The organism is Pseudomonas paeninsulae, assembly GCF_035621475.1.
Classification (GTDB): Bacteria; Pseudomonadota; Gammaproteobacteria; order Pseudomonadales; family Pseudomonadaceae; genus Aquipseudomonas; species Aquipseudomonas paeninsulae.
This window is the reverse complement of record NZ_CP141799.1, coordinates 1,837,460-1,855,248: the sequence shown is the minus strand read 5'-3', so window position 1 is coordinate 1,855,248 and position 17,789 is coordinate 1,837,460. Positions and strand designations below refer to the sequence as shown.

Below are 17,789 nucleotides of genomic sequence, written 5' to 3'. Positions count from 1 at the left end.
CCTTCACGCCAGGGTCGGGTCTATCACCAACACCAGTTTGCCGTTAACCCGATTACTCGCCAGTTCGGCAAAGGCCGCTTGCGCGTCCGCGATCGGGAAACTGCGTTCCAGTTGCGGCTTGAGCCGGCCTTCGGCAAACAGCGGCCACACCTGCTGTTGCAGATCGCGCAGCAGATCGGCCTTGAACTGATCATCGCGACTGCGCAGGGTCGAACCGATCAATTGAATGCGCTTACCCAGCAGCAACCCCAGATCCAGTTCGGCCTTGCGCCCGCCCATCAGACCGATATTCACCCAGCGACCATCGAGCGCCAGCAACTCCAGGTTGAGCGCGGCGTAGTTGCCGCCAACCGGATCGAGGATCACATCGAAGGGGGCGAAATCGCGTAAGGCCTGCAGGTTGTCATCGCCACGCAACACGCCCGCCTGGGCACCCAAGGCTTCGCAATAGGCCAGGCGCTCGGCAGAACCGACGCTGACCCAGCACGGACTGCCAAATGCCCTGCACAACTGGATCGCCGCCGACCCCACACCACTGGCCCCCGCATGCAACAGGACCTTTTCGCCCGGTTTCAAGCAAGCCAACTGGAACAGGTTGAGCCAGGCCGTGGCATACACCTCTGGCAAGGCAGCCGCCTCGTGCAGTGAGACGCCTTCGGGCACTGGCAAGGCGTGCCGTGCATCGATCACCACGTCCTCAGCCATGCCGCCGCCGGAGAGCAGCGCGCACACCCGATCGCCAACCTTCCAGTCACTGCCAGCCCCAACCTCGCTGACTACACCGGCGCATTCCAGGCCCAATATATCGCTGGCACCCGGCGGCGGCGGATACAGACCGGCGCACTGCAACAGGTCGGCCCTGTTCAGTCCGGCGGCTGCCACTCGAATACGGATCTGCCCCACATCACAGGCCGGGGTGGGCTGCTCCGCCCATTCCACGCGCCCTTCAACGCCTTGCAATGCCTTCACGCTGCCTCCATAGTGCATTTGAACCGAGCCCGACTTTCAACGTCGGTCTTTTGCATTGCGCCGATGGAACTTGGCGCCCTGAATGATGGCCTAATATGCGTTATCAATTGTCCCTACGTCGAGTAAGCATGAAGCGATCACTGCTTAGCACCCTCCTTGCCCTTAGCCTTGGCTTAAGTGCCTTGCCGCTGTCGGCGAAAACCACCAGTGCCGATCCGTGGGAATACTTGCAGCCAAACCGCGAGCAGGTCATCGCCAGCCTCAATGTTGTAGAGCTGCTCAACCGGCACCACTACAACAAGCCACCACTCAACGATGAGCGCTCGGTGAAGATCTATCAGGGTTACCTGAAGATGCTCGACCCCTCGCGCAGTTACTTCACCGCGGGTGATATCGCCGAGTTCGACCAGTGGCGCAACCAGTTCGACGACCTGCTGAAAAGCGGAAATCTGGAACCGGGATTTCTAATCTACAAGCGCCAACTGGAGCGCCTGCAAAGTCGTTTGCAATTCGCCCTGAACATACTCGAACAAGGTGTCGACAAGATTGACTTCAGCACCGATGAAAGCCTGCTGATCGACCGCGAAAAAGCTCCTTGGGCCAAGAATTTAGTCGAGTTGGACGAGCTATGGCGCAAACGCGTCAAAGACGAAGTGCTGCGCCTGAAAATCGCCGGCAAGGAACCCAAGGCAATTCAGGAACTGCTGATCAAACGCTACAAAAGTCAACAGACACGCCTGCGCCAGACTCGCGGCGAGGATATATTCCAGGCCTACGTCAATGCCTTTGCCATGTCCTACGACCCGCATACTTCCTATCTCTCCCCAGACAATGCGGAGAACTTCGACATCAATATGAGCCTGTCGCTGGAAGGCATTGGCGCGGTACTGCAAAGCGACAACGAGCATGTCAAGGTTGTGCGCCTGGTGCCCGCAGGACCGGCCGACAAGAGCAAGCAGATTGCCCCGGCAGACAAGATCATCGGTGTTGCCCAGGGCAGCGACGAAATTGTCGACGTGATCGGCTGGCGCCTGGACGAAGTGGTCAAGCTGATCCGCGGACCGAAAGGCTCGCAGGTGCGCCTGGAAGTGATTCCGGCGAGCAACGCACCTAATGACGAGACCAGCAAGGTAGTCAACATCACCCGTGAAGCAGTCAAGCTGGAAGAGCAAGCCGCGAAGAAATCCGTGCTGCGGCTCACTCACGAAGGGCGCGACTACAAACTGGGCATCATTGAAGTTCCCGCGTTCTACCTCGACTTCAAGGCCTTCCGTGCCGGTGACCCGAACTACACGAGCACTACCCGTGACGTCAAACGCCTGATCACCGAACTGGAGCAGGAAAAGGTCGACGGCGTGGTCATCGACTTGCGCAACAACGGTGGCGGCTCACTGCAAGAAGCGACCGAACTGACCGGGCTGTTTATCGACCAGGGACCAACCGTACTGGTGCGCAACAGCGACGGCCGGGTCGATGTGCTGGCTGATGAAAATACCGGCATCTTCTACAAAGGCCCGCTGGCCGTACTGGTCAATCGCCTGTCAGCCTCGGCTTCGGAGATTTTCGCCGGCGCTATGCAGGACTATCACCGCGCCCTGATCCTCGGCGGCCAGACCTTCGGTAAAGGCACGGTACAGACCATTCAGCCGCTCAACCACGGCGAGCTCAAGCTGACCCTAGCCAAGTTCTACCGCGTTTCCGGGCAAAGCACCCAGCATCAGGGGGTGATCCCGGACATCCAGTACCCCGACGTGATGAACACTAAGGAAATCGGTGAAAGTGCCCTGCCCGAGGCATTGCCGTGGGACAGCATCAAAGCAGCGATGACCCCAAAATCCGATCCGATCATGCCCTTCCTGAAGGAACTGCAGACTCGCTACGATAGCCGCACGGCAAAGAATCCCGACTTCACCTTCACCCGCGAACGCCTTGCTCTGGCGCAAAAGCTCATGGATGAAACCAGCGTTAGCCTCAACGAAGGCAAACGCCGCGCACAACAGACTGATATAGAAGCGCAGCAACTGGTGATCGAAAACAACCGTCGTAAAGCCAAGGGTGAAACCCTGCTCAGTGAGTTGAAGAAAGAAGACGAAGACGCTACTCCGGTCGAACCTGAAAAAACCAAACCGGAAGATGACGCCTTCCTTGCCGAAAGCGGGCATATCTTGCTCGACTACCTGGGGTTGAGTTCGAGGGTGGCCAAACAGTAAGCGTTAGCCGCTTACGGCTGTCATCAAAGGGTCATCAATCTGTCGTGAAATGAAGGGGCTGATAGCGATATCAGCCCCTTCGCTTTTCTGCATATCGAGACCCACCATGACCGCCACCGAGCAACTGAGCGCGCTGGACCATATTCTCGCTCACGGCGACCTGTACAGCTTGTTCCAGCCGATCGTCAGCCTTTCCGAGCGCTGCATCCTCGGATACGAAGCCCTGACTCGTGGCCCGTCCAACAGCCCATTGCACTCACCGATCAATCTGTTCGCCGTGGCACGCAATGCCGGGCGACTGGGCGAGCTGGAGGTGGCCTGTCGCAAAAATGCCTGCCGGCGCTTCAGCGAACTGCAACTGCCGGGCAAGCTGTTTCTCAACGTCTCGCCGGATTCACTGCTGGAGCCTGGCCATCAACCCGGTCGCACCCTGCAACTGCTGCAAGCCTATGGCATCCCGCCCAGCCAAGTGGTGATCGAGCTGACCGAGCAGTCTCCCACCGACGACTTCACCCTCCTCGATACCGCCCTGCATCATTACCGCGCCATGGGCTTTTCGATTGCCCTGGACGACCTTGGCGCTGGCTATTCGAGCCTGCGCCTATGGTCAGAGCTGCGCCCGGATTACGTGAAAATAGACCGCCACTTTATCGATGGCATTCATCAGGACGCGGTCAAGCGCGAGTTCGTCGGTTCGATCCTGAAGATGGCCAAGGCGTCACGCGCCCAGGTGATTGCCGAAGGGATCGAACTGGAAGAAGAACTCGCCGTACTGGCCGAGATGGGCATTGACCTGCTGCAAGGCTATTTGCTCTGTCGCCCGCAGGAACAACCACCACGCGATGCGCACAAACTCCTGCCGAAACTCAACGGCAATGCGCTAGCCCTCAGCGAAGAAGGCAGCAACCTCAGCCCCCTGCTCAACGCACAGCCGGCAGTACCCCAGCACACGCTCATCGCCGAGGTGCTGGAAGCCTTCCGTGCCCAGGCCAATCTCAACTCCTTGGCCGTCGTCGATGAGCACGGGCAACCGATCGGCATCGTCAACCGCCATGCGCTGTCCGAAGCACTGCTCAAGCCTTTTGCCACCGACCTGTTCGCCCGCAAACCGATCAGCCGCCTGATGAGTAATGACTTCCTCGCCGTCGAACTAAAGCAGTCGTTGCAGCAGGTCAGCCGCCTGCTCACCAGCCGTGCCCGTCAACGCATAGAGGAAGATTTCATCATCACCCAGGACGGCAGTTACCTGGGGCTTGGGCGGGTGATCGATGTGCTCAAGTTGATCACCGAACTGAAGATCCAGCAGGCGCGCTACGCCAACCCGCTGACCCTGCTGCCGGGCAATGTACCGATCCAGCAATGCCTGACTCGCCTGTTGCAACAAGCCCGAGAAGCGGTGATCTGTTATGTGGATATCGACAACTTCAAGCCGTTCAACGACCTCTATGGCTATGCCAAAGGCGATGAAGTGTTGCTGAGTCTGGCGCAATGCCTAAGCGAGCGGGTAGACCCTGCACGGGATTTTGTCGGCCATATTGGCGGCGACGACTTCTTGCTGGTGCTCGGCTCACACGATTGGCGAGCCCGCCTCAATCGCCTGCAGGAAGACTTTCAAAGTCAGTGCCGGCGCTTCTACAGCGATGAACACCTGCAAGCTGGCTGCCTGGTCGCCCACGGCCGGCAGGGCCAGCGCCAGGAATTCGCGCTGCTCTCCCTGTCACTGGGGGCGGTGCATCTACGCCCGGAACAATGCGCACAACTGGACGCCAGCCAGCTCGCAGCTCTGGCTTCGGAAGCCAAGCGCCACGCCAAGGCAGTGCCCGGTTACAGCCTGCATATCATCGATACGCACAAGCTGTCGGCTTGACTAGCAACCCGCCTTCGCAGAGACGCGGCGCTTGCCAAGCCGCACCTGCAAGGCGCTACAGCTGGGTGCAATTACGGCTGGAGCGCGCGTCCAGCCGCGAAGACCTGCGAAGCGCCGCCAAGGCTTGACTTCAATCAGGACCTCTAGCAGCCAGGCTTGCGCTGAAGGCGCTTCTGTAACAAGTGGCCGGTTGTGGGTTGACTCAAATTCGTCGACTTGAGTCTTATCTGTGGGAGGCCCAACCTCGGTCCGTCCTGCACTGCGGCACTACAACCTGGCAGCCCTGCGCCTACATTAGCCGCAGGCCGCGCGCCCCACCTGGGGTGGGAAATGCCGCAAGCCCGCCAGCGCCCCCATGGATGGGGAAGGCAGGAACAATGGCGGGAAGATTAGCGAGAGCGGGCGCGGAATCCTACAAGGCTATGGACAGGCTGAGTCCATGAATAACCGGATTAACCGATCAGGCCACTAGCTATAAACCCTTACAGTCCCAGTTCCTGCGCCCTCTGGACAAAGCACGCCGCCAGCTCGGGGTCGGCCGGCAAGCCCCGGCCACCCTCACGATACAGGTCGGCCAAGCGCTGGGCGGCCAGGGGATGGCCAGCCGCGGCCGCCAGCGTCCACCAGCGCGCGGCCTCGACCCCATCGGGGGCTTGCCGGGTATCGCCCGCCAGGCTCAGTACGCCAAGCTGATAGGCAGCCTTGGCATCACCACCAGTGGCGGCCAGGCGCAACAGACGCACGCCTTCTTCGCGGGCGCCAAACCCGTGGCCACGAAACAGCAGGATATGCCCGTAAAAGCCCTGCGCGGCAACATCGCCGAGGTTGGCCATGCGCGCGAACTGCCCTTCCAGCCAGCGCCAGCCGCGTGGCTGTTTAACCAACCACGACCAGTGGAACAACCGTCGGGCCACCACATAGCCTATACGCGCACGCAGTTGCCCAAGCACCTAGAGCGCCTCGGAGTAATCGAACTCGAACACCCGCACCACCTCGGACGCATGCCAGGAGGCAGCGGCTACGCCATCCGAAGCACCGTTAAAGCGGCCAAGACGGGTCACACAATCGAAGAACCCGGTGCGCGGCAGCCGGCTCGCGCCCTGACTGATCACCAAGGCGCTGCGCAGTGGCCGTTCGGCACGGGCATCCAGGCCCGCCAGATGTTCCAACGCAGCGGTGAGCGTTTGCATCGCCGGGGTCGGCAAGGCCAAACGCTCGACCAATGCTCGATAGGTCAGCAGATGACGCTGACGTCGAGCATCCTCCAACTCATCGAGCAAGGCTTGCCAATGCTGACGACTGATACTTACGCTCAAAGCTTCTCCTCCCAGCCTGCGACACCGAGCGCCCAGGCCAAGGCCCGCTTGATGGCGGCGTCTGGCTGGCGCTCGGCGCTTTCGATCATGCCCAGGTAATGCGGACTGATCCCCACCGAGCGCGCCAACTCTTGCAGCGACAAGCCCTTTTCTTCACGCAACCGCGTCAACTCGCTCAGCGCCGGCTTGACTGCATCCGCAGGCGCTTCCGGCACTTGCGCAGCGTGGCCCGAGGCCTGCAACAAGGCCAGATAATCTGCCCAGGGCAGTACCGCATATTCGGGCTCGCCATCACGTTTGATTACTTGCACTTTCATTCTCGACTCCCCGTGGAAAGCAGTACCGACAGCCTCAGCACCTTCCTTGCAGATGGCTATGTTAACAGCCCGATCCTCTAAAGGGCGTGACCTATACTGCCTTGTCACTGTCAGGGCAATATCCTGGGGGTATTTTGAGGGCACTGGCGATTCTTCTGAGCTGCTGGAGTGCCATGAGCGGCGCAGAAGCAGTGCACAGGGGCTTCTCTCCGGCCGACAGCCTGCCATATGCCGAGGTCCACAATCATCAATTGCGTGGTGGTTTCACCCACCGACTTGGCAGCAGGGTCGGCCAACACCTGAGTCTCGAGTTGCACTTCGTCGAGACCCCGAACAGACGCATCGAAGAGCTTATTCAGCGCGGACGTATTCATCTGATCGGCAACGCCAACCCGGAGTGGGCGGCCGAACCACAGCGCTACCGCCGGTCACCCAAACTTTACCAGGAGGCAGACGTGATCCACCTGCATGACCGAAAAGCGCCCGTGGCGGGATTGCAGGATTTGTACGGTAAAGTACTCGGCACCCGACTCGGTTATGTCTACAGCCGGCCGTTGATGAAGGCTTCGCGCGCTAACGGGTGACTCGCCAGAATGTCCGTGACCTCGACAGCGGACTGAACCTGTTGAGCTGGCAACGCCTGGATGCGCGGATCGACATGTGCCGCCCCCTGCCCTACAAGTTGGCCCAGCGCCCAGAGCGGCCCCTGCACTTCTGTGACTTGGCGGTACAACGCTACGACCTGTATTGCATCTATGGCCAACACCTGCCGAGCGGTGCCAAGTGGCTGGATGAGGTGCTACTGGAACTGCGTGACTCGGGCACGATCGCACGGATGCTCGATAGCACCCCCGCGCTGCCTCCCCAGTAGTCCGTCAGGGCTTCGGTTTATCCAGCGCCAGGCTTTGCCCATCTGGCAAGCGCTCGATAACCTCGAGCGCCTCAGGCGCCTGGGCTTCTCGCCAGGCACGAAATGCCGCCAGCTCATCGCTCCAGGTGCGCAGCACCCAGGCCAGTACGGCCAAATCATCGATAAAGCCGACCATCGGCAGCCAATCCGGCAGCGCATCCAGTGGCGTGACGAAATACAGCAACGCAGCGACCACCGCCAGTAACGCCTGAGAGCTGATCGCTCGATACTCACCGCGCCACCAGGCCATGCAGAGACCTTGCAGGAGTCGCAAATCATCTTTCAAGGCAGTGAAGCGCCGACCTGGCTTGCCACTCTTGCGTGCCACCGCCAACAGCAAAGCAGGCAAGCGGCCACGACGTAAAAAAGCCGGTGCCAAGCGCAGGTAACTGGAAAAATTCCACGGCTGTTTCATGGGCATTCCTCGTCAACCCGCATGCCTGCTGGGCTGGCTTGGGTTATCCACTAAAGCTGTGGATAACCTTGTGAACAGATTCCAGTTGGACCGACCAAACGCCCGGCCCATAGGGCCTCGCTACAGATCGGACATTTTTTACTCAGCTAGTAAAGTTGTTTTAAATCAACAACTTGAAATTTGCAAAGAGTTTTTCAAGAAGCCCAGAGCAAGGTCGTGAATGGGCCCGGAGAAATGTGCATAACCGTGACGCCAGAATTCCATTCACGTTACTTTTCCGACCCACCAGTCAGCCTCAGGTTCGTTTTGTAATCGACAAAAACGACAACGCCCCGTCGAACGGGGCGTTGCCTGCAACCCTGACGGCCTGTCGAACTCTGGAATGCCCCAGGCCCGACAAACGCCTAACGGTTACTGTTCGGCACTGGCGGCCTTGATTTCCAACAGCTCCAGCTCGAACACCAACACCGAGTTGGCCGGGATCGCCGGAGTCGGGCTTTGCTCGCCGTATGCCAGCTCACTCGGGATATAGAGCTTGTACTTCTCGCCGACATGCATCAACTGTAAGCCCTCGACCCAACCTGGAATCACACCGCTGACCGGCAGTTCGATCGGGCTATCGCGCTCGATAGAGCTGTCGAACACGCTGCCATCGGTCAACTTGCCTTCATAGTGCACGCTCACCACATCAGTGGCTTTCGGCTGATCGCCTTCCGCTTTTTTCAGCACTTCGTACTGCAAACCGGATTCGGTGGTGACCACGCCTTCACGCTTGCCATTCTCTTCGAGGAATTTCTTGCCAGCCTTGGCCGACTCCTCGCTCATGGTAGCCATGCGCTCTTCGGCACGCTTCTGCAGGAACGCGAAAGCCTCGACCAGTTCGTCGTCTTTCAGGCGCTGCTCTTTCTTGCCGATGGCATCTTCGATGCCTTGGGCCACGGCGTTCGAATCGAGGTCATCCATGCCTTCCTGCGCCAGGCTCTTGCCCATGTTCAGGCCGATACCGTAGGAGGCTTTTTGTGCCGGGCTCTCCAACTCTACGCTGGTTTGCGAATCACAACCCGCGAGAACCAGACCTACCAGAGCGACCGCCGCCGCTAAACGATGCTGTTTCATGCTTATTCCTTGTTCGGTGCGCCCTAGGGCAATCGAGTGAAGCCGCGAGCTTAGCAGGCTGCCGCAATCACTGGCTACCAGGATACGAACGAGGAAATGCGAATAAGTTCAGGTATTTAGACGGATTTACGAAGGAATGAAGCGAGTATTGCGGAAGGGGCATAGCAGAGATGGAGCGAGGTAAAAAATGGCGCAGCGGACGGGACTCGAACCCGCGACCCCCGGCGTGACAGGCCGGTATTCTAACCGACTGAACTACCGCTGCGCGTAACTCCAAAAGCGAGTTGGTGGGTGATGACGGGATCGAACCGCCGACCCGCTGCTTGTAAGGCAGCTGCTCTCCCAGCTGAGCTAATCACCCTTCACTCTCGAAGTGGGCCGCATTCTAGACAGCCGACCTCACCTTGGCAAGCATTGATTTAAAAATTTTTATCGACGCGCCAAAGGCTTAGCGCAGGGTTGGCCTGAGCCGCCAAGGGGAGAATAATGCGCGCTTTGCGTTAATGGAGAGTCCCCCTCATGTGGTTTCGTAACCTGCTGGTTTATCGCCTCACCCAAAACGCCCCCTTCGATGTCGAAACACTCGAAGTCGCACTGGCCGCCAAACCGGCGCGTCCCTGTGCCAGCCAGGAGCTGACCACCTATGGTTTCATCGCCCCCTTCGGCAAAGGCGGTGATGCGCCACTGGTGCATGCCAGCGGCGACTTTCTGCTGATCGCGGCGCGCAAGGAAGAACGCATCCTGCCGGGCAGCGTGGTGCGCGATGCCCTGAAGGAAAAAGTCGACGAGATCGAAGCCGAGCAGATGCGCAAGGTCTACAAGAAGGAACGCGACCAGCTTAAGGACGACATCGTGCAGACTTTCCTGCCGCGGGCCTTTATCCGCAAGTCGGCGACATTCGCCGCCATTGCCCCGAAGCAAGGCCTGATCCTGGTCGACGCCTCCAGCCCGAAACGTGCGGAAGACCTGCTCTCCACCCTGCGTGAAGCCATCGGCTCACTGCCGGTACGCCCACTGACGGTGAAGATTGCCCCTAGCGCTACCATGACCGAGTGGGTCACAACGCAGAAAGCCGCCGACGACTTCCATGTACTCGACGAATGCGAGCTGCGCGACACCCACGAAGATGGTGGTGTGGTGCGCTGCAAACGCCAGGACCTGACCAGCGACGAAATCCAGCTGCATATGACCTCCGGCAAACAGGTCACTCAATTGTCGCTGGCCTGGCAGGACAAGCTGTCGTTCATGCTCGACGACAAACTGGTGGTCAAGCGCCTGCGCTTCGAAGATCTGCTGCAGGATCAGGCGGAACAGGATGGCGGCGATGACGCCCTCGGCCAACAGGACGCCAGCTTCACCCTGATGATGCTGACCTTCGTCGAGTTCCTCCCTGCGCTGTTCGAAGCCCTGGGTGGCGAAGAGACGCCACAGGGCATCTAAGGGGTCGCCCGCGAGCAGGATGCCTACTCGCCAGACTCGTTCAATCCGCGCCACTAGAGCCTTTTTGCATGGTTCATGAGCGCCAGCGTAATCCGGGAGCGCCTCCCGGATTGCGCCCAGGCTTATCCACGCTACCAGCTCGACCCTGTAGCCCGTATGCCCTCCGGGAGCCCGATAACGGTTGCGGCGGGTGCGGCTCAGAGTCGCGAGCCAGCCTGCATCAATAGCAATCAGCAGTCCTACGCCAGCCTGTAATCACACCTGCAACAAACGCTCACGCAGCTTGTGGATCTCGTCACGCACTTGTGCGGCGGCCTCGAACTCCAGATCTCGGGCCAACTGGTACATCTTCTCCTCCAGTTGCCGGATGCGCTTGGCAATCTCGTTCGGCGAACGCAGCTCGTTCTCGTAGCGCGCACTTTCTTCCGCCGCCTGAGCCATGCCCTTGCGCTTCTTGCTGCGCGAACCCGGCACCGTGGCGCCTTCGAGAATATCCCGGACGTCCTTGAATACCCCCTTGGGGGTGATGCCGTTGGCCGCGTTGAAGGCAATCTGCTTGTTGCGCCGCCGCTCAGTTTCGCCGATGGCGCGCTCCATCGAGCCGGTCATGCGGTCGGCATAGAGAATGGCCCGACCGTTGAGGTTACGCGCCGCGCGGCCGATGGTCTGGATCAGCGAGCGTTCGCTGCGCAGGAAGCCTTCTTTATCCGCATCAAGAATCGCTACCAGCGAGACCTCCGGCATGTCCAAGCCTTCGCGCAGCAGGTTGATACCGACCAGCACGTCGAATGCACCGAGGCGCAAGTCACGGATGATTTCGACCCGCTCCACCGTATCGATGTCCGAGTGCAGGTAGCGCACCTTGGCGCCATGATCGGCCAGGTAGTCAGTCAAATCCTCGGCCATGCGCTTGGTCAGGGTGGTGACCAGCACCCGCTCGCCCAGGACCACGCGTTTGTGAATTTCCGAGAGTAAATCGTCGACCTGGGTCAGCGCCGGACGCACCTCAATCTGCGGGTCGACCAGGCCGGTCGGCCTTACCACTTGCTCGATCACCCGCCCGGCATGCTCGGCCTCGTAGTTGCCCGGCGTGGCCGAGACGAAAATGGTTTGCGGGCTGGCCGCCTCCCATTCCTCGAAACGCATCGGCCGGTTATCCAGCGCCGAGGGCAGGCGAAATCCATACTCGACCAGGGTTTCCTTGCGCGAGCGGTCACCCTTGTACATGGCGCCGACCTGCGGTACCGCGACATGCGACTCGTCGATTACCAGCAAGGCCTGATCCGGCAGGTAGTCGTAGAGGGTTGGCGGCGGCTCGCCCGGCCCACGTCCGGACAGATAACGGGAATAGTTTTCGATGCCGTTGCAATAACCCAGTTCGAGGATCATCTCCAGGTCGAAGCGCGTGCGCTGCTCCAGACGCTGCGCTTCGACCAGCTTATTGGTACTGCGCAGGTACTCCAGGCGCTCGACCAGCTCGACCTTGATTTTCTCCACCGCCTCCAGCAGCACTTCGCGCGGGGTGACGTAGTGGCTCTTGGGATAGAAGGTGAAACGCGGCAGCTTGCGGATCACCTCGCCGGTCAGCGGATCGAACGCGGACAAGCTCTCCACCTCGTCATCGAATAGCTCGACGCGAACGGCCTCCAACTCCGACTCCGCTGGAAACACATCGATCACGTCGCCGCGCACCCGAAAGCTGGCACGGGCAAAATCCATATCGTTGCGCGTGTACTGCAAGTCGGCCAGGCGACGCAGCAGTTCACGCTGATCCAGCTTGTCGCCGCGATCGACGTGCAGCACCATTTTCAGGTAAGACTCGGGACTACCCAGGCCATAGATGCACGATACCGTGGTGACAATGATCGCATCCGGCCGCTCCAGCAGCGCCTTGGTCGCCGACAGGCGCATCTGCTCGATGTGATCGTTGATCGAGGCGTCTTTCTCGATAAAGGTGTCCGAGGAAGGCACGTAGGCTTCCGGCTGGTAGTAGTCGTAATAGGAAACGAAATACTCCACCGCGTTGTTCGGGAAGAAACTCTTGAACTCCCCATACAGCTGAGCGGCCAGAGTCTTGTTCGGCGCCAGAATCAAGGTTGGCCGCTGGATCTGCGCGATCACGTTGGCGATGCTGAAGGTCTTGCCCGAGCCAGTCACGCCGAGCAGGGTCTGATGCGACAAACCCGCCTCAATGCCTTCCACCATCTGCCGAATGGCCTCCGGCTGATCGCCGGCAGGCTGGAAACGGGTGACCAGTTGGAACTTGGACATGACTAACCTCGACGGACGACTGTGACGCGATCTGAAAGCGTACGTCAAAACAGTTGAAATGCGTGTACCCGCTGTCGCGACGCACGTTATGGCCCGTTATACTACCGACCCACTTACGCAACCCCTAACGGGGCGTTGCAGACACTCACCCTTCTTCATTCGAGCTGCCGCATCCATGAGTCTGTTCTCTGCCGTCGAAATGGCTCCGCGCGACCCTATTCTGGGCCTCAACGAAGCATTCAACGCCGATACCCGCACCACCAAGGTCAACCTCGGTGTTGGCGTGTACACCAATGAAGATGGGCGAATTCCGCTTTTGCGGGCCGTGGCAGAAGCAGAAAATGCGCTGACGGCCACCCATGCGCCCCGTGGCTACTTGCCGATCGAGGGCATCGCCGCTTACGACCAGGCCGTGCAGACCCTGTTGTTCGGCGCCGACTCGGCCCTAATGAAGGAAGGCCGGGTGATTACTGCCCAGGCCCTGGGCGGTACTGGTGCACTGAAAATCGGTGCAGACTTCCTCAAGCGCCTGCTGCCTGATGCAGCGGTCGCCATCAGCGATCCGAGCTGGGAAAACCACCGCGCCCTGTTCGAGGCGGCAGGTTTCCCTGTACGCAACTACCGCTACTACGATGCCTTCAGCAATGGGGTGAATCGTGGCGGCCTGTTCGAAGACCTGAAAAACCTGCCCGCCCGCTCGATCGTGGTGCTGCACGCCTGCTGCCACAATCCGACCGGCGTCGACCTGAGCATGGACGACTGGCAGGCCATTCTCGAAATTCTTCGTGAGCGCGAGCACGTACCCTTCCTCGACATCGCCTACCAGGGCTTTGGCGACGGCATCGAGGAAGACGCGGCGGCCGTGCGCCTGTTCGCCGAGTCCGGCTTGACCTTCTTTGTCTCCAGCTCTTTCTCCAAGTCGTTCTCGTTGTATGGCGAACGAGTGGGTGCGCTGTCCATCGTCACTGGTTCGAAAGATGAAACCGCTCGGGTGCTATCGCAACTCAAGCGCGTAATCCGCACCAACTACTCGAACCCGCCGACCCATGGCGCCAGCGTGGTCGCCGCGGTGCTCAACAACCCCAAACTGCGCGCCATGTGGGAAGCCGAACTGGGCGAAATGCGCGAACGCATCCGCGCCATGCGCCTGGCCATGGTCGAGCAATTGACGGCCCTGGGCGCCAAGCGAGACTTCAGCTTCGTCGCCCAGCAGCGCGGAATGTTCTCCTACTCGGGCCTCACCACCGAGCAGGTGGAACGCCTGAAGAGCGAGTTCGGCATCTACGCTGTCGGCACCGGGCGCATCTGCGTCGCCGCGCTGAACCAGCGCAATCTGCCGGTCGTTACCCAGGCCATCGCCCAAGTTCTCTGACGGGCCAGGGGAAGTCCTAGATACTTGACTTCCCCTTCCTAATCAGTAGGATACGCACCGTTGTTCCGCGATAGCTCAGTCGGTAGAGCAAATGACTGTTAATCATTGGGTCCCAGGTTCGAGTCCTGGTCGCGGAGCCAAATTTGAGAGCCCAGCCATCGAGCTGGGCTTTTTATTGCAATGACATCGCCAATGTCACTGACGAACAACTCATCGAAACACAGCACCCTGACCTCGGCGCTCAGCTCACGAGCCAAAGCCGGCAAGGGATCGGGCGCGCCGGTCAACTGAAACAGGCGGCGGTGCACCCAGCGCATGAAATGATGGTAATGCTGACGGCGCGCGGACACTCGCAGGCTTTGATAGAACTGATCCATCAGCCAGGTCTTGCCGCGCCCTACCGGCCCCCAGAGATAAACCCCGCTGACTGACTGCGCACTGCCCTCTGGTTGAGGCAACGCCTGATGGCAACTTTCCAGCGCCCTCACCGCCCGCGGCTAGGCGTCATCCGCCTAGAAACCATGCTGTTCGATGGCATGCTGGTAGATCGCCCGGGGAAACATCGCATTCATCGAAAAGATAACCGTCCGTTGATCCGCACCTGCCGATGCGCGCAGGGCTGCCGGTGGCCGTCCGGAAAACACGCACGGTATTGCAGGATCAGGCTGGTGTTCACCTGCGCAATGCAAAAAGGCCGGTCATTGACCGGCCTTTATCTTCCAGGGTATCGGTTAATTGATACTCAGCTTGTCGCGGTTTTTCGCCAGGATAGACTCGCCGATACCCTTGACCTCAAGCACCTCATCAACCGAGGTGAACGCGCCATGGGCATCACGGTACGCCACTATCGCCTTGGCCTTGGTCTCGCCGATACCGCTCAGCTCACGCTGGAGCGTGGGAGCATCGGCCGTATTCAGATTGACTTTGCCGACCTCGGCTACTTGCACCGCCGCGGGCTTCGCGGGTGCAGTCGTGGAGGTTTCGGCGGCGGAGACGCTGAGAGTCGCTGCGGTCAGAACAGCACACAGCAGGGAAGAGAGATAGCGCTTATGCATGTTGGAACTCCATTTCAGAAAAGCTCAAGTCAATTGTGAGCAGCGCGGGACTTCCTTGCGCCGCGCACTTCAAGTTAGCCGCCAGCACCACCTTGTCAAATTCGCTGGAGTATTTTGTTGACGATTTTTCGCTACTCCGCACTGATCGACACCTATTTTAATTAGAAAATACTATCAACTTCATCTTAATGAATTATTTAACCAATCACTCTTGAGCCACTACCCTGACAAGCAAACGCTAATACCTCTCATTAGAGACCCGCCATGCTCAAGACCATAACCTTCACCCTGATGCACTTCTGCATCGCCTTTGCGGTGACCTATGCGCTGACCGGCAGTGTCGCGGCCAGTGGCCTGGTGGCCGCCATCGAGCCTCTGTGCAACTCGGTTGGCTTCTACTTTCACGAGAAGCTCTGGCAGCGCCTGGAGAATCGTTCGAGTCCGGCACCAGAACTACCGAAACATGCCTGGTTGCACCATCAGGCATGAGTATTTGTGATGACCGGCGAACGCCTGGAGGCAGCCTTGCTTGCGCTGGCGCTCGGTAGTTTCACAACCGCAGTCGATTGCGTGGACACCCCTTGCAAGACTCCATGGCCACACCGCATGCTCGCTTGATCAGCAACTTGAGGAACGACCATGCCCCATGTGCACATCCGCAGTGCCCAGCGTGACGATGTTGCGCTGATCATCGGTTTTATCCGCGAACTGGCCGACTACGAGAAGCTCAGCGATCAGGTGGTCGCCGACCCTGCACAAATGACCGAACACTTGTTCGGGACGCGCCCCTTTGCCGAAGTGCTGATCGGCGAAGTCGATGGTACGGCCGCAGGCTTTGCCCTGTTTTTCCATAATTACTCGACCTTCCTCGGTAAACCCGGTATCTATCTAGAAGATCTCTATGTACGCTCCAGCGCCCGAGGGACGGGACTTGGCACTGCCTTGCTCGGCAAGCTAGCGAGCTTGGCTATAGAGCGCGGCTGCGGACGTCTGGAATGGTCGGTGCTGGACTGGAATGAACCGGCCATCGACTTCTATAGGCACCTGGGCGCTCAGCCGCTGGATGACTGGACGATGTATCGCCTGGCCGGCTCGGCGCTGCACGACCTGGGTCAAAAATCGGCTTGACCGGCACTCTCTGAAGGTTCAGTTGTCTTACTTTTCTTTCAACTCGATCAATCCGCCCTCTTTTAAAGGGATCTAAGTCATGCCGCTTGTATATCGCTTGGCCGCTCTACTGTGCGGCATAACCCTCGGTGGACCACTGCTGGCGGCCGACATCGACGCGCAAAGCTATGGTTACCCACTGACCAACCCGTTCGAGGCGACCATCGCCACCACGCCACCCGAACTGCAACCGAAATTGCCGGCCGATGCCGACATTGACCAGCAGGACTACCGGGTCAAACTGCGCCCGGAGCGTGAGTTCGAATTGCCGGATAACTTCTGGCCGGTGACCAAGATGGGGTATCGCCTAGCCGAGCAAAAAGGCGAGGCACCGCTGATTTTCATCATCGCCGGCACGGGCATGCCCTACACCAGCAGCACGGCGGAATACCTGAAAAAACTGTTCTACGGCGCCGGATACCACGTGGTACAGCTATCCTCACCGACCAGCTACGACTTCATGAGCGCCGCCTCGCGCTTCGCCACACCAGGCCTCACCAGTGAAGATGCCGACGACCTGTACCGTGCGATGCAGGCCGTGCGCGCCCAGCATCCGCGCCTGCAGGTCAGCGCCTTCCACCTGACCGGCTATAGCTTGGGTGCCCTGCAAGCGGCATTCGTCAGCCAGCTCGACGAAACCCGCCGCAGCTTCAACTTCAAACGTGTGCTGCTGCTCAACCCGCCGGTCAACCTCTACACCTCGACCAGCAACCTCGACCGCCTGGTACAAACCCAGGTTGAAGGCATCAACAGCAGCACCACCTTCTACGAGACCGTATTGGCCAAACTGACCCGCTATTTCCAGGAAAAGGGTTACGTTGACCTCAACGATGCGATGCTCTTCGACTTCCAGCGCTCCAAGGAGCAGCTTTCCGACGAGCAGATGGCCATGCTGATTGGTACGGTGTTCCGCTTCGCCGCTGCCGATATCGCCTTCACCTCAGACCTGATCAACCGGCGCGGCCTGATCACCCCGGCACGCTACCCGATCAACGACAGCACCAGCCTCACGCCGTTCTTCAAACGCGCCCTGCAATGTGACTTCGACTGCTACATCACCGAGCAGCTGATCCCGATGTGGCGGGCCCGCCTTAACGGCGGCAGCATTACCCAGATGATCGATCAGGTCAGTCTCTATGCCGTCGAAGACTATTTGAAAAACTCCAGCAAGATCGCCGTGATGCACAATGCCGACGACCTCATTCTCGGCCCTGGCGACCTGGGCTTTCTGCGCAAAACTCTTGGCGACCGCCTGACCGTCTACCCGTTCGGCGGGCACTGCGGCAACCTCAACTACCGCGTCAACAGCGACGCCATGCTGGAGTTTTTCCGTGGTTAAGCCTCTTCCTACAGCCCTGTTGCTG

17 protein-coding genes, 3 tRNA genes and 1 pseudogene are annotated in these 17,789 nt (G+C 59.5%); 10 read left to right on the top strand and 11 right to left on the bottom strand.

The window, feature by feature from the left end:
- Window positions 1-3: 3 nt before the first annotated feature.
- Window positions 4-969, bottom strand: a complete 966-nt coding sequence (locus tag VCJ09_RS08675) for an NAD(P)H-quinone oxidoreductase (protein ID WP_324733970.1) — start codon at window positions 967-969, stop codon at window positions 4-6.
- Between the two features lie 128 nt (window positions 970-1,097).
- Here VCJ09_RS08675 and VCJ09_RS08670 point away from each other — a divergent pair, with 128 nt between their 5' ends.
- Complete coding sequence (locus VCJ09_RS08670) at window positions 1,098-3,179, top strand: carboxy terminal-processing peptidase (RefSeq protein ID WP_324733969.1); 2,082 nt, start codon at window positions 1,098-1,100, stop codon at window positions 3,177-3,179.
- Between the two features lie 106 nt (window positions 3,180-3,285).
- Window positions 3,286-5,046, top strand: coding sequence for a bifunctional diguanylate cyclase/phosphodiesterase (locus tag VCJ09_RS08665; protein ID WP_324733968.1), 1,761 nt, complete (start codon window positions 3,286-3,288; stop codon window positions 5,044-5,046).
- 482 nt (window positions 5,047-5,528) lie between these two features.
- Here the strand turns inward: VCJ09_RS08665 and VCJ09_RS08660 are convergent, their stop codons facing one another.
- The 3 genes from VCJ09_RS08660 to VCJ09_RS08650 are packed head-to-tail and all read right to left on the bottom strand — an operon-like array spanning window position 5,529 to window position 6,679.
- Window positions 5,529-5,996 carry an SEL1-like repeat protein gene (locus VCJ09_RS08660; protein WP_324733967.1) on the bottom strand — a complete coding sequence of 156 codons (468 nt, stop codon included), beginning with the start codon at window positions 5,994-5,996 and terminating at the stop codon, window positions 5,529-5,531.
- Window positions 5,997-6,362 (bottom strand): hypothetical protein, encoded by a 366-nt coding sequence (locus VCJ09_RS08655; protein WP_079201456.1) that lies wholly within the window; start codon window positions 6,360-6,362, stop codon window positions 5,997-5,999. It abuts the gene before it with no gap.
- Entirely contained in the window at window positions 6,359-6,679 is a 321-nt protein-coding gene (locus VCJ09_RS08650) for a helix-turn-helix domain-containing protein (RefSeq protein ID WP_324733966.1), read from the bottom strand. Before VCJ09_RS08650 ends, VCJ09_RS08655 begins: the two co-directional genes overlap by 4 nt.
- Before the next feature lie 173 nt (window positions 6,680-6,852).
- Between VCJ09_RS08650 and VCJ09_RS08645 the strand changes: the two genes are divergently transcribed.
- Both VCJ09_RS08645 and VCJ09_RS08640 read left to right on the top strand, forming a co-directional pair.
- Window positions 6,853-7,263: a hypothetical protein gene (locus VCJ09_RS08645; protein WP_324733965.1), complete on the top strand. Its 411-nt coding sequence runs from the start codon at window positions 6,853-6,855 to the stop codon at window positions 7,261-7,263.
- Window positions 7,260-7,550 carry a hypothetical protein gene (locus VCJ09_RS08640; protein ID WP_324733964.1) on the top strand — a complete coding sequence of 97 codons (291 nt, stop codon included), beginning with the start codon at window positions 7,260-7,262 and terminating at the stop codon, window positions 7,548-7,550. Before VCJ09_RS08645 ends, VCJ09_RS08640 begins: the two co-directional genes overlap by 4 nt.
- 4 nt (window positions 7,551-7,554) lie before the next feature.
- On the opposite strand, the gene VCJ09_RS08635 is transcribed toward VCJ09_RS08640, so the two are convergent.
- The 4 genes from VCJ09_RS08635 to VCJ09_RS08620 all read right to left on the bottom strand — a co-directional run bounded on the left by VCJ09_RS08635 (window position 7,555) and on the right by VCJ09_RS08620 (window position 9,481).
- Window positions 7,555-8,004, bottom strand: coding sequence for a YkvA family protein (locus VCJ09_RS08635; RefSeq protein WP_324733963.1), 450 nt, complete (start codon window positions 8,002-8,004; stop codon window positions 7,555-7,557).
- A 411-nt stretch (window positions 8,005-8,415) separates the two neighbouring features.
- Window positions 8,416-9,120 (bottom strand): FKBP-type peptidyl-prolyl cis-trans isomerase, encoded by a 705-nt coding sequence (locus tag VCJ09_RS08630; protein WP_324733962.1) that lies wholly within the window; start codon window positions 9,118-9,120, stop codon window positions 8,416-8,418.
- A gap of 188 nt (window positions 9,121-9,308) precedes the next feature.
- A tRNA-Asp gene (locus VCJ09_RS08625) sits at window positions 9,309-9,385 on the bottom strand.
- 20 nt (window positions 9,386-9,405) lie between these two features.
- Window positions 9,406-9,481: transfer RNA gene (locus VCJ09_RS08620), tRNA-Val, on the bottom strand.
- A gap of 158 nt (window positions 9,482-9,639) precedes the next feature.
- Between VCJ09_RS08620 and rdgC the strand changes: the two genes are divergently transcribed.
- Window positions 9,640-10,560 (top strand): recombination-associated protein RdgC, encoded by a 921-nt coding sequence (rdgC, locus tag VCJ09_RS08615; RefSeq protein ID WP_079201452.1) that lies wholly within the window; start codon window positions 9,640-9,642, stop codon window positions 10,558-10,560.
- Window positions 10,561-10,815: 255 nt separating this feature from the next.
- Here rdgC and uvrB read toward each other — a convergent pair whose 3' ends face one another.
- Entirely contained in the window at window positions 10,816-12,831 is a 2,016-nt protein-coding gene (gene uvrB / locus VCJ09_RS08610) for an excinuclease ABC subunit UvrB (protein WP_324733961.1), read from the bottom strand.
- A gap of 175 nt (window positions 12,832-13,006) precedes the next feature.
- On the opposite strand from uvrB, the gene VCJ09_RS08605 reads away from it, so the two are divergent.
- Window positions 13,007-14,203, top strand: coding sequence for an amino acid aminotransferase (locus VCJ09_RS08605; RefSeq protein WP_324733960.1), 1,197 nt, complete (start codon window positions 13,007-13,009; stop codon window positions 14,201-14,203).
- A gap of 64 nt (window positions 14,204-14,267) precedes the next feature.
- Window positions 14,268-14,343, top strand: a tRNA-Asn gene (locus VCJ09_RS08600).
- Window positions 14,344-14,376: 33 nt separating this feature from the next.
- On the opposite strand, the pseudogene zapE reads toward VCJ09_RS08600, so the two are convergent.
- Window positions 14,377-14,775: pseudogene (gene zapE, locus VCJ09_RS08595) on the bottom strand (cell division protein ZapE); the annotation flags it as partial.
- 159 nt (window positions 14,776-14,934) lie between these two features.
- Window positions 14,935-15,258 (bottom strand): ComEA family DNA-binding protein, encoded by a 324-nt coding sequence (locus VCJ09_RS08590; RefSeq protein ID WP_324733959.1) that lies wholly within the window; start codon window positions 15,256-15,258, stop codon window positions 14,935-14,937.
- A gap of 264 nt (window positions 15,259-15,522) precedes the next feature.
- On the opposite strand from VCJ09_RS08590, the gene VCJ09_RS08585 reads away from it, so the two are divergent.
- The 3 genes from VCJ09_RS08585 to VCJ09_RS08575 all read left to right on the top strand — a co-directional run bounded on the left by VCJ09_RS08585 (window position 15,523) and on the right by VCJ09_RS08575 (window position 17,764).
- Window positions 15,523-15,747, top strand: a complete 225-nt coding sequence (locus tag VCJ09_RS08585) for a DUF2061 domain-containing protein (RefSeq protein ID WP_324733958.1) — start codon at window positions 15,523-15,525, stop codon at window positions 15,745-15,747.
- A gap of 150 nt (window positions 15,748-15,897) precedes the next feature.
- Complete coding sequence (locus VCJ09_RS08580) at window positions 15,898-16,386, top strand: GNAT family N-acetyltransferase (protein WP_324733957.1); 489 nt, start codon at window positions 15,898-15,900, stop codon at window positions 16,384-16,386.
- Window positions 16,387-16,465: 79 nt separating this feature from the next.
- A complete protein-coding gene (locus tag VCJ09_RS08575) occupies window positions 16,466-17,764 on the top strand; it encodes an alpha/beta fold hydrolase family protein (protein ID WP_324733956.1) in 1,299 nt (432 codons plus the stop codon).
- Window positions 17,765-17,789 lie beyond the last annotated feature (25 nt).

Coding starts and splice junctions, on each gene's coding strand:
- VCJ09_RS08670 (WP_324733969.1), top strand. CDS start 1,098: ATGAAGCGATCACTGCTTAGCACCCTCCTTGCCCTTAGCCTTGGCTTA.
- VCJ09_RS08665 (WP_324733968.1), top strand. CDS start 3,286: ATGACCGCCACCGAGCAACTGAGCGCGCTGGACCATATTCTCGCTCAC.
- VCJ09_RS08650 (WP_324733966.1), bottom strand. CDS start 6,679: ATGAAAGTGCAAGTAATCAAACGTGATGGCGAGCCCGAATATGCGGTA.
- VCJ09_RS08645 (WP_324733965.1), top strand. CDS start 6,853: ATGAGCGGCGCAGAAGCAGTGCACAGGGGCTTCTCTCCGGCCGACAGC.
- VCJ09_RS08635 (WP_324733963.1), bottom strand. CDS start 8,004: ATGAAACAGCCGTGGAATTTTTCCAGTTACCTGCGCTTGGCACCGGCT.
- VCJ09_RS08630 (WP_324733962.1), bottom strand. CDS start 9,120: ATGAAACAGCATCGTTTAGCGGCGGCGGTCGCTCTGGTAGGTCTGGTT.
- rdgC (WP_079201452.1), top strand. CDS start 9,640: ATGTGGTTTCGTAACCTGCTGGTTTATCGCCTCACCCAAAACGCCCCC.
- uvrB (WP_324733961.1), bottom strand. CDS start 12,831: ATGTCCAAGTTCCAACTGGTCACCCGTTTCCAGCCTGCCGGCGATCAG.
- VCJ09_RS08605 (WP_324733960.1), top strand. CDS start 13,007: ATGAGTCTGTTCTCTGCCGTCGAAATGGCTCCGCGCGACCCTATTCTG.
- VCJ09_RS08590 (WP_324733959.1), bottom strand. CDS start 15,258: ATGCATAAGCGCTATCTCTCTTCCCTGCTGTGTGCTGTTCTGACCGCA.
- VCJ09_RS08585 (WP_324733958.1), top strand. CDS start 15,523: ATGCTCAAGACCATAACCTTCACCCTGATGCACTTCTGCATCGCCTTT.
- VCJ09_RS08580 (WP_324733957.1), top strand. CDS start 15,898: ATGCCCCATGTGCACATCCGCAGTGCCCAGCGTGACGATGTTGCGCTG.
- VCJ09_RS08575 (WP_324733956.1), top strand. CDS start 16,466: ATGCCGCTTGTATATCGCTTGGCCGCTCTACTGTGCGGCATAACCCTC.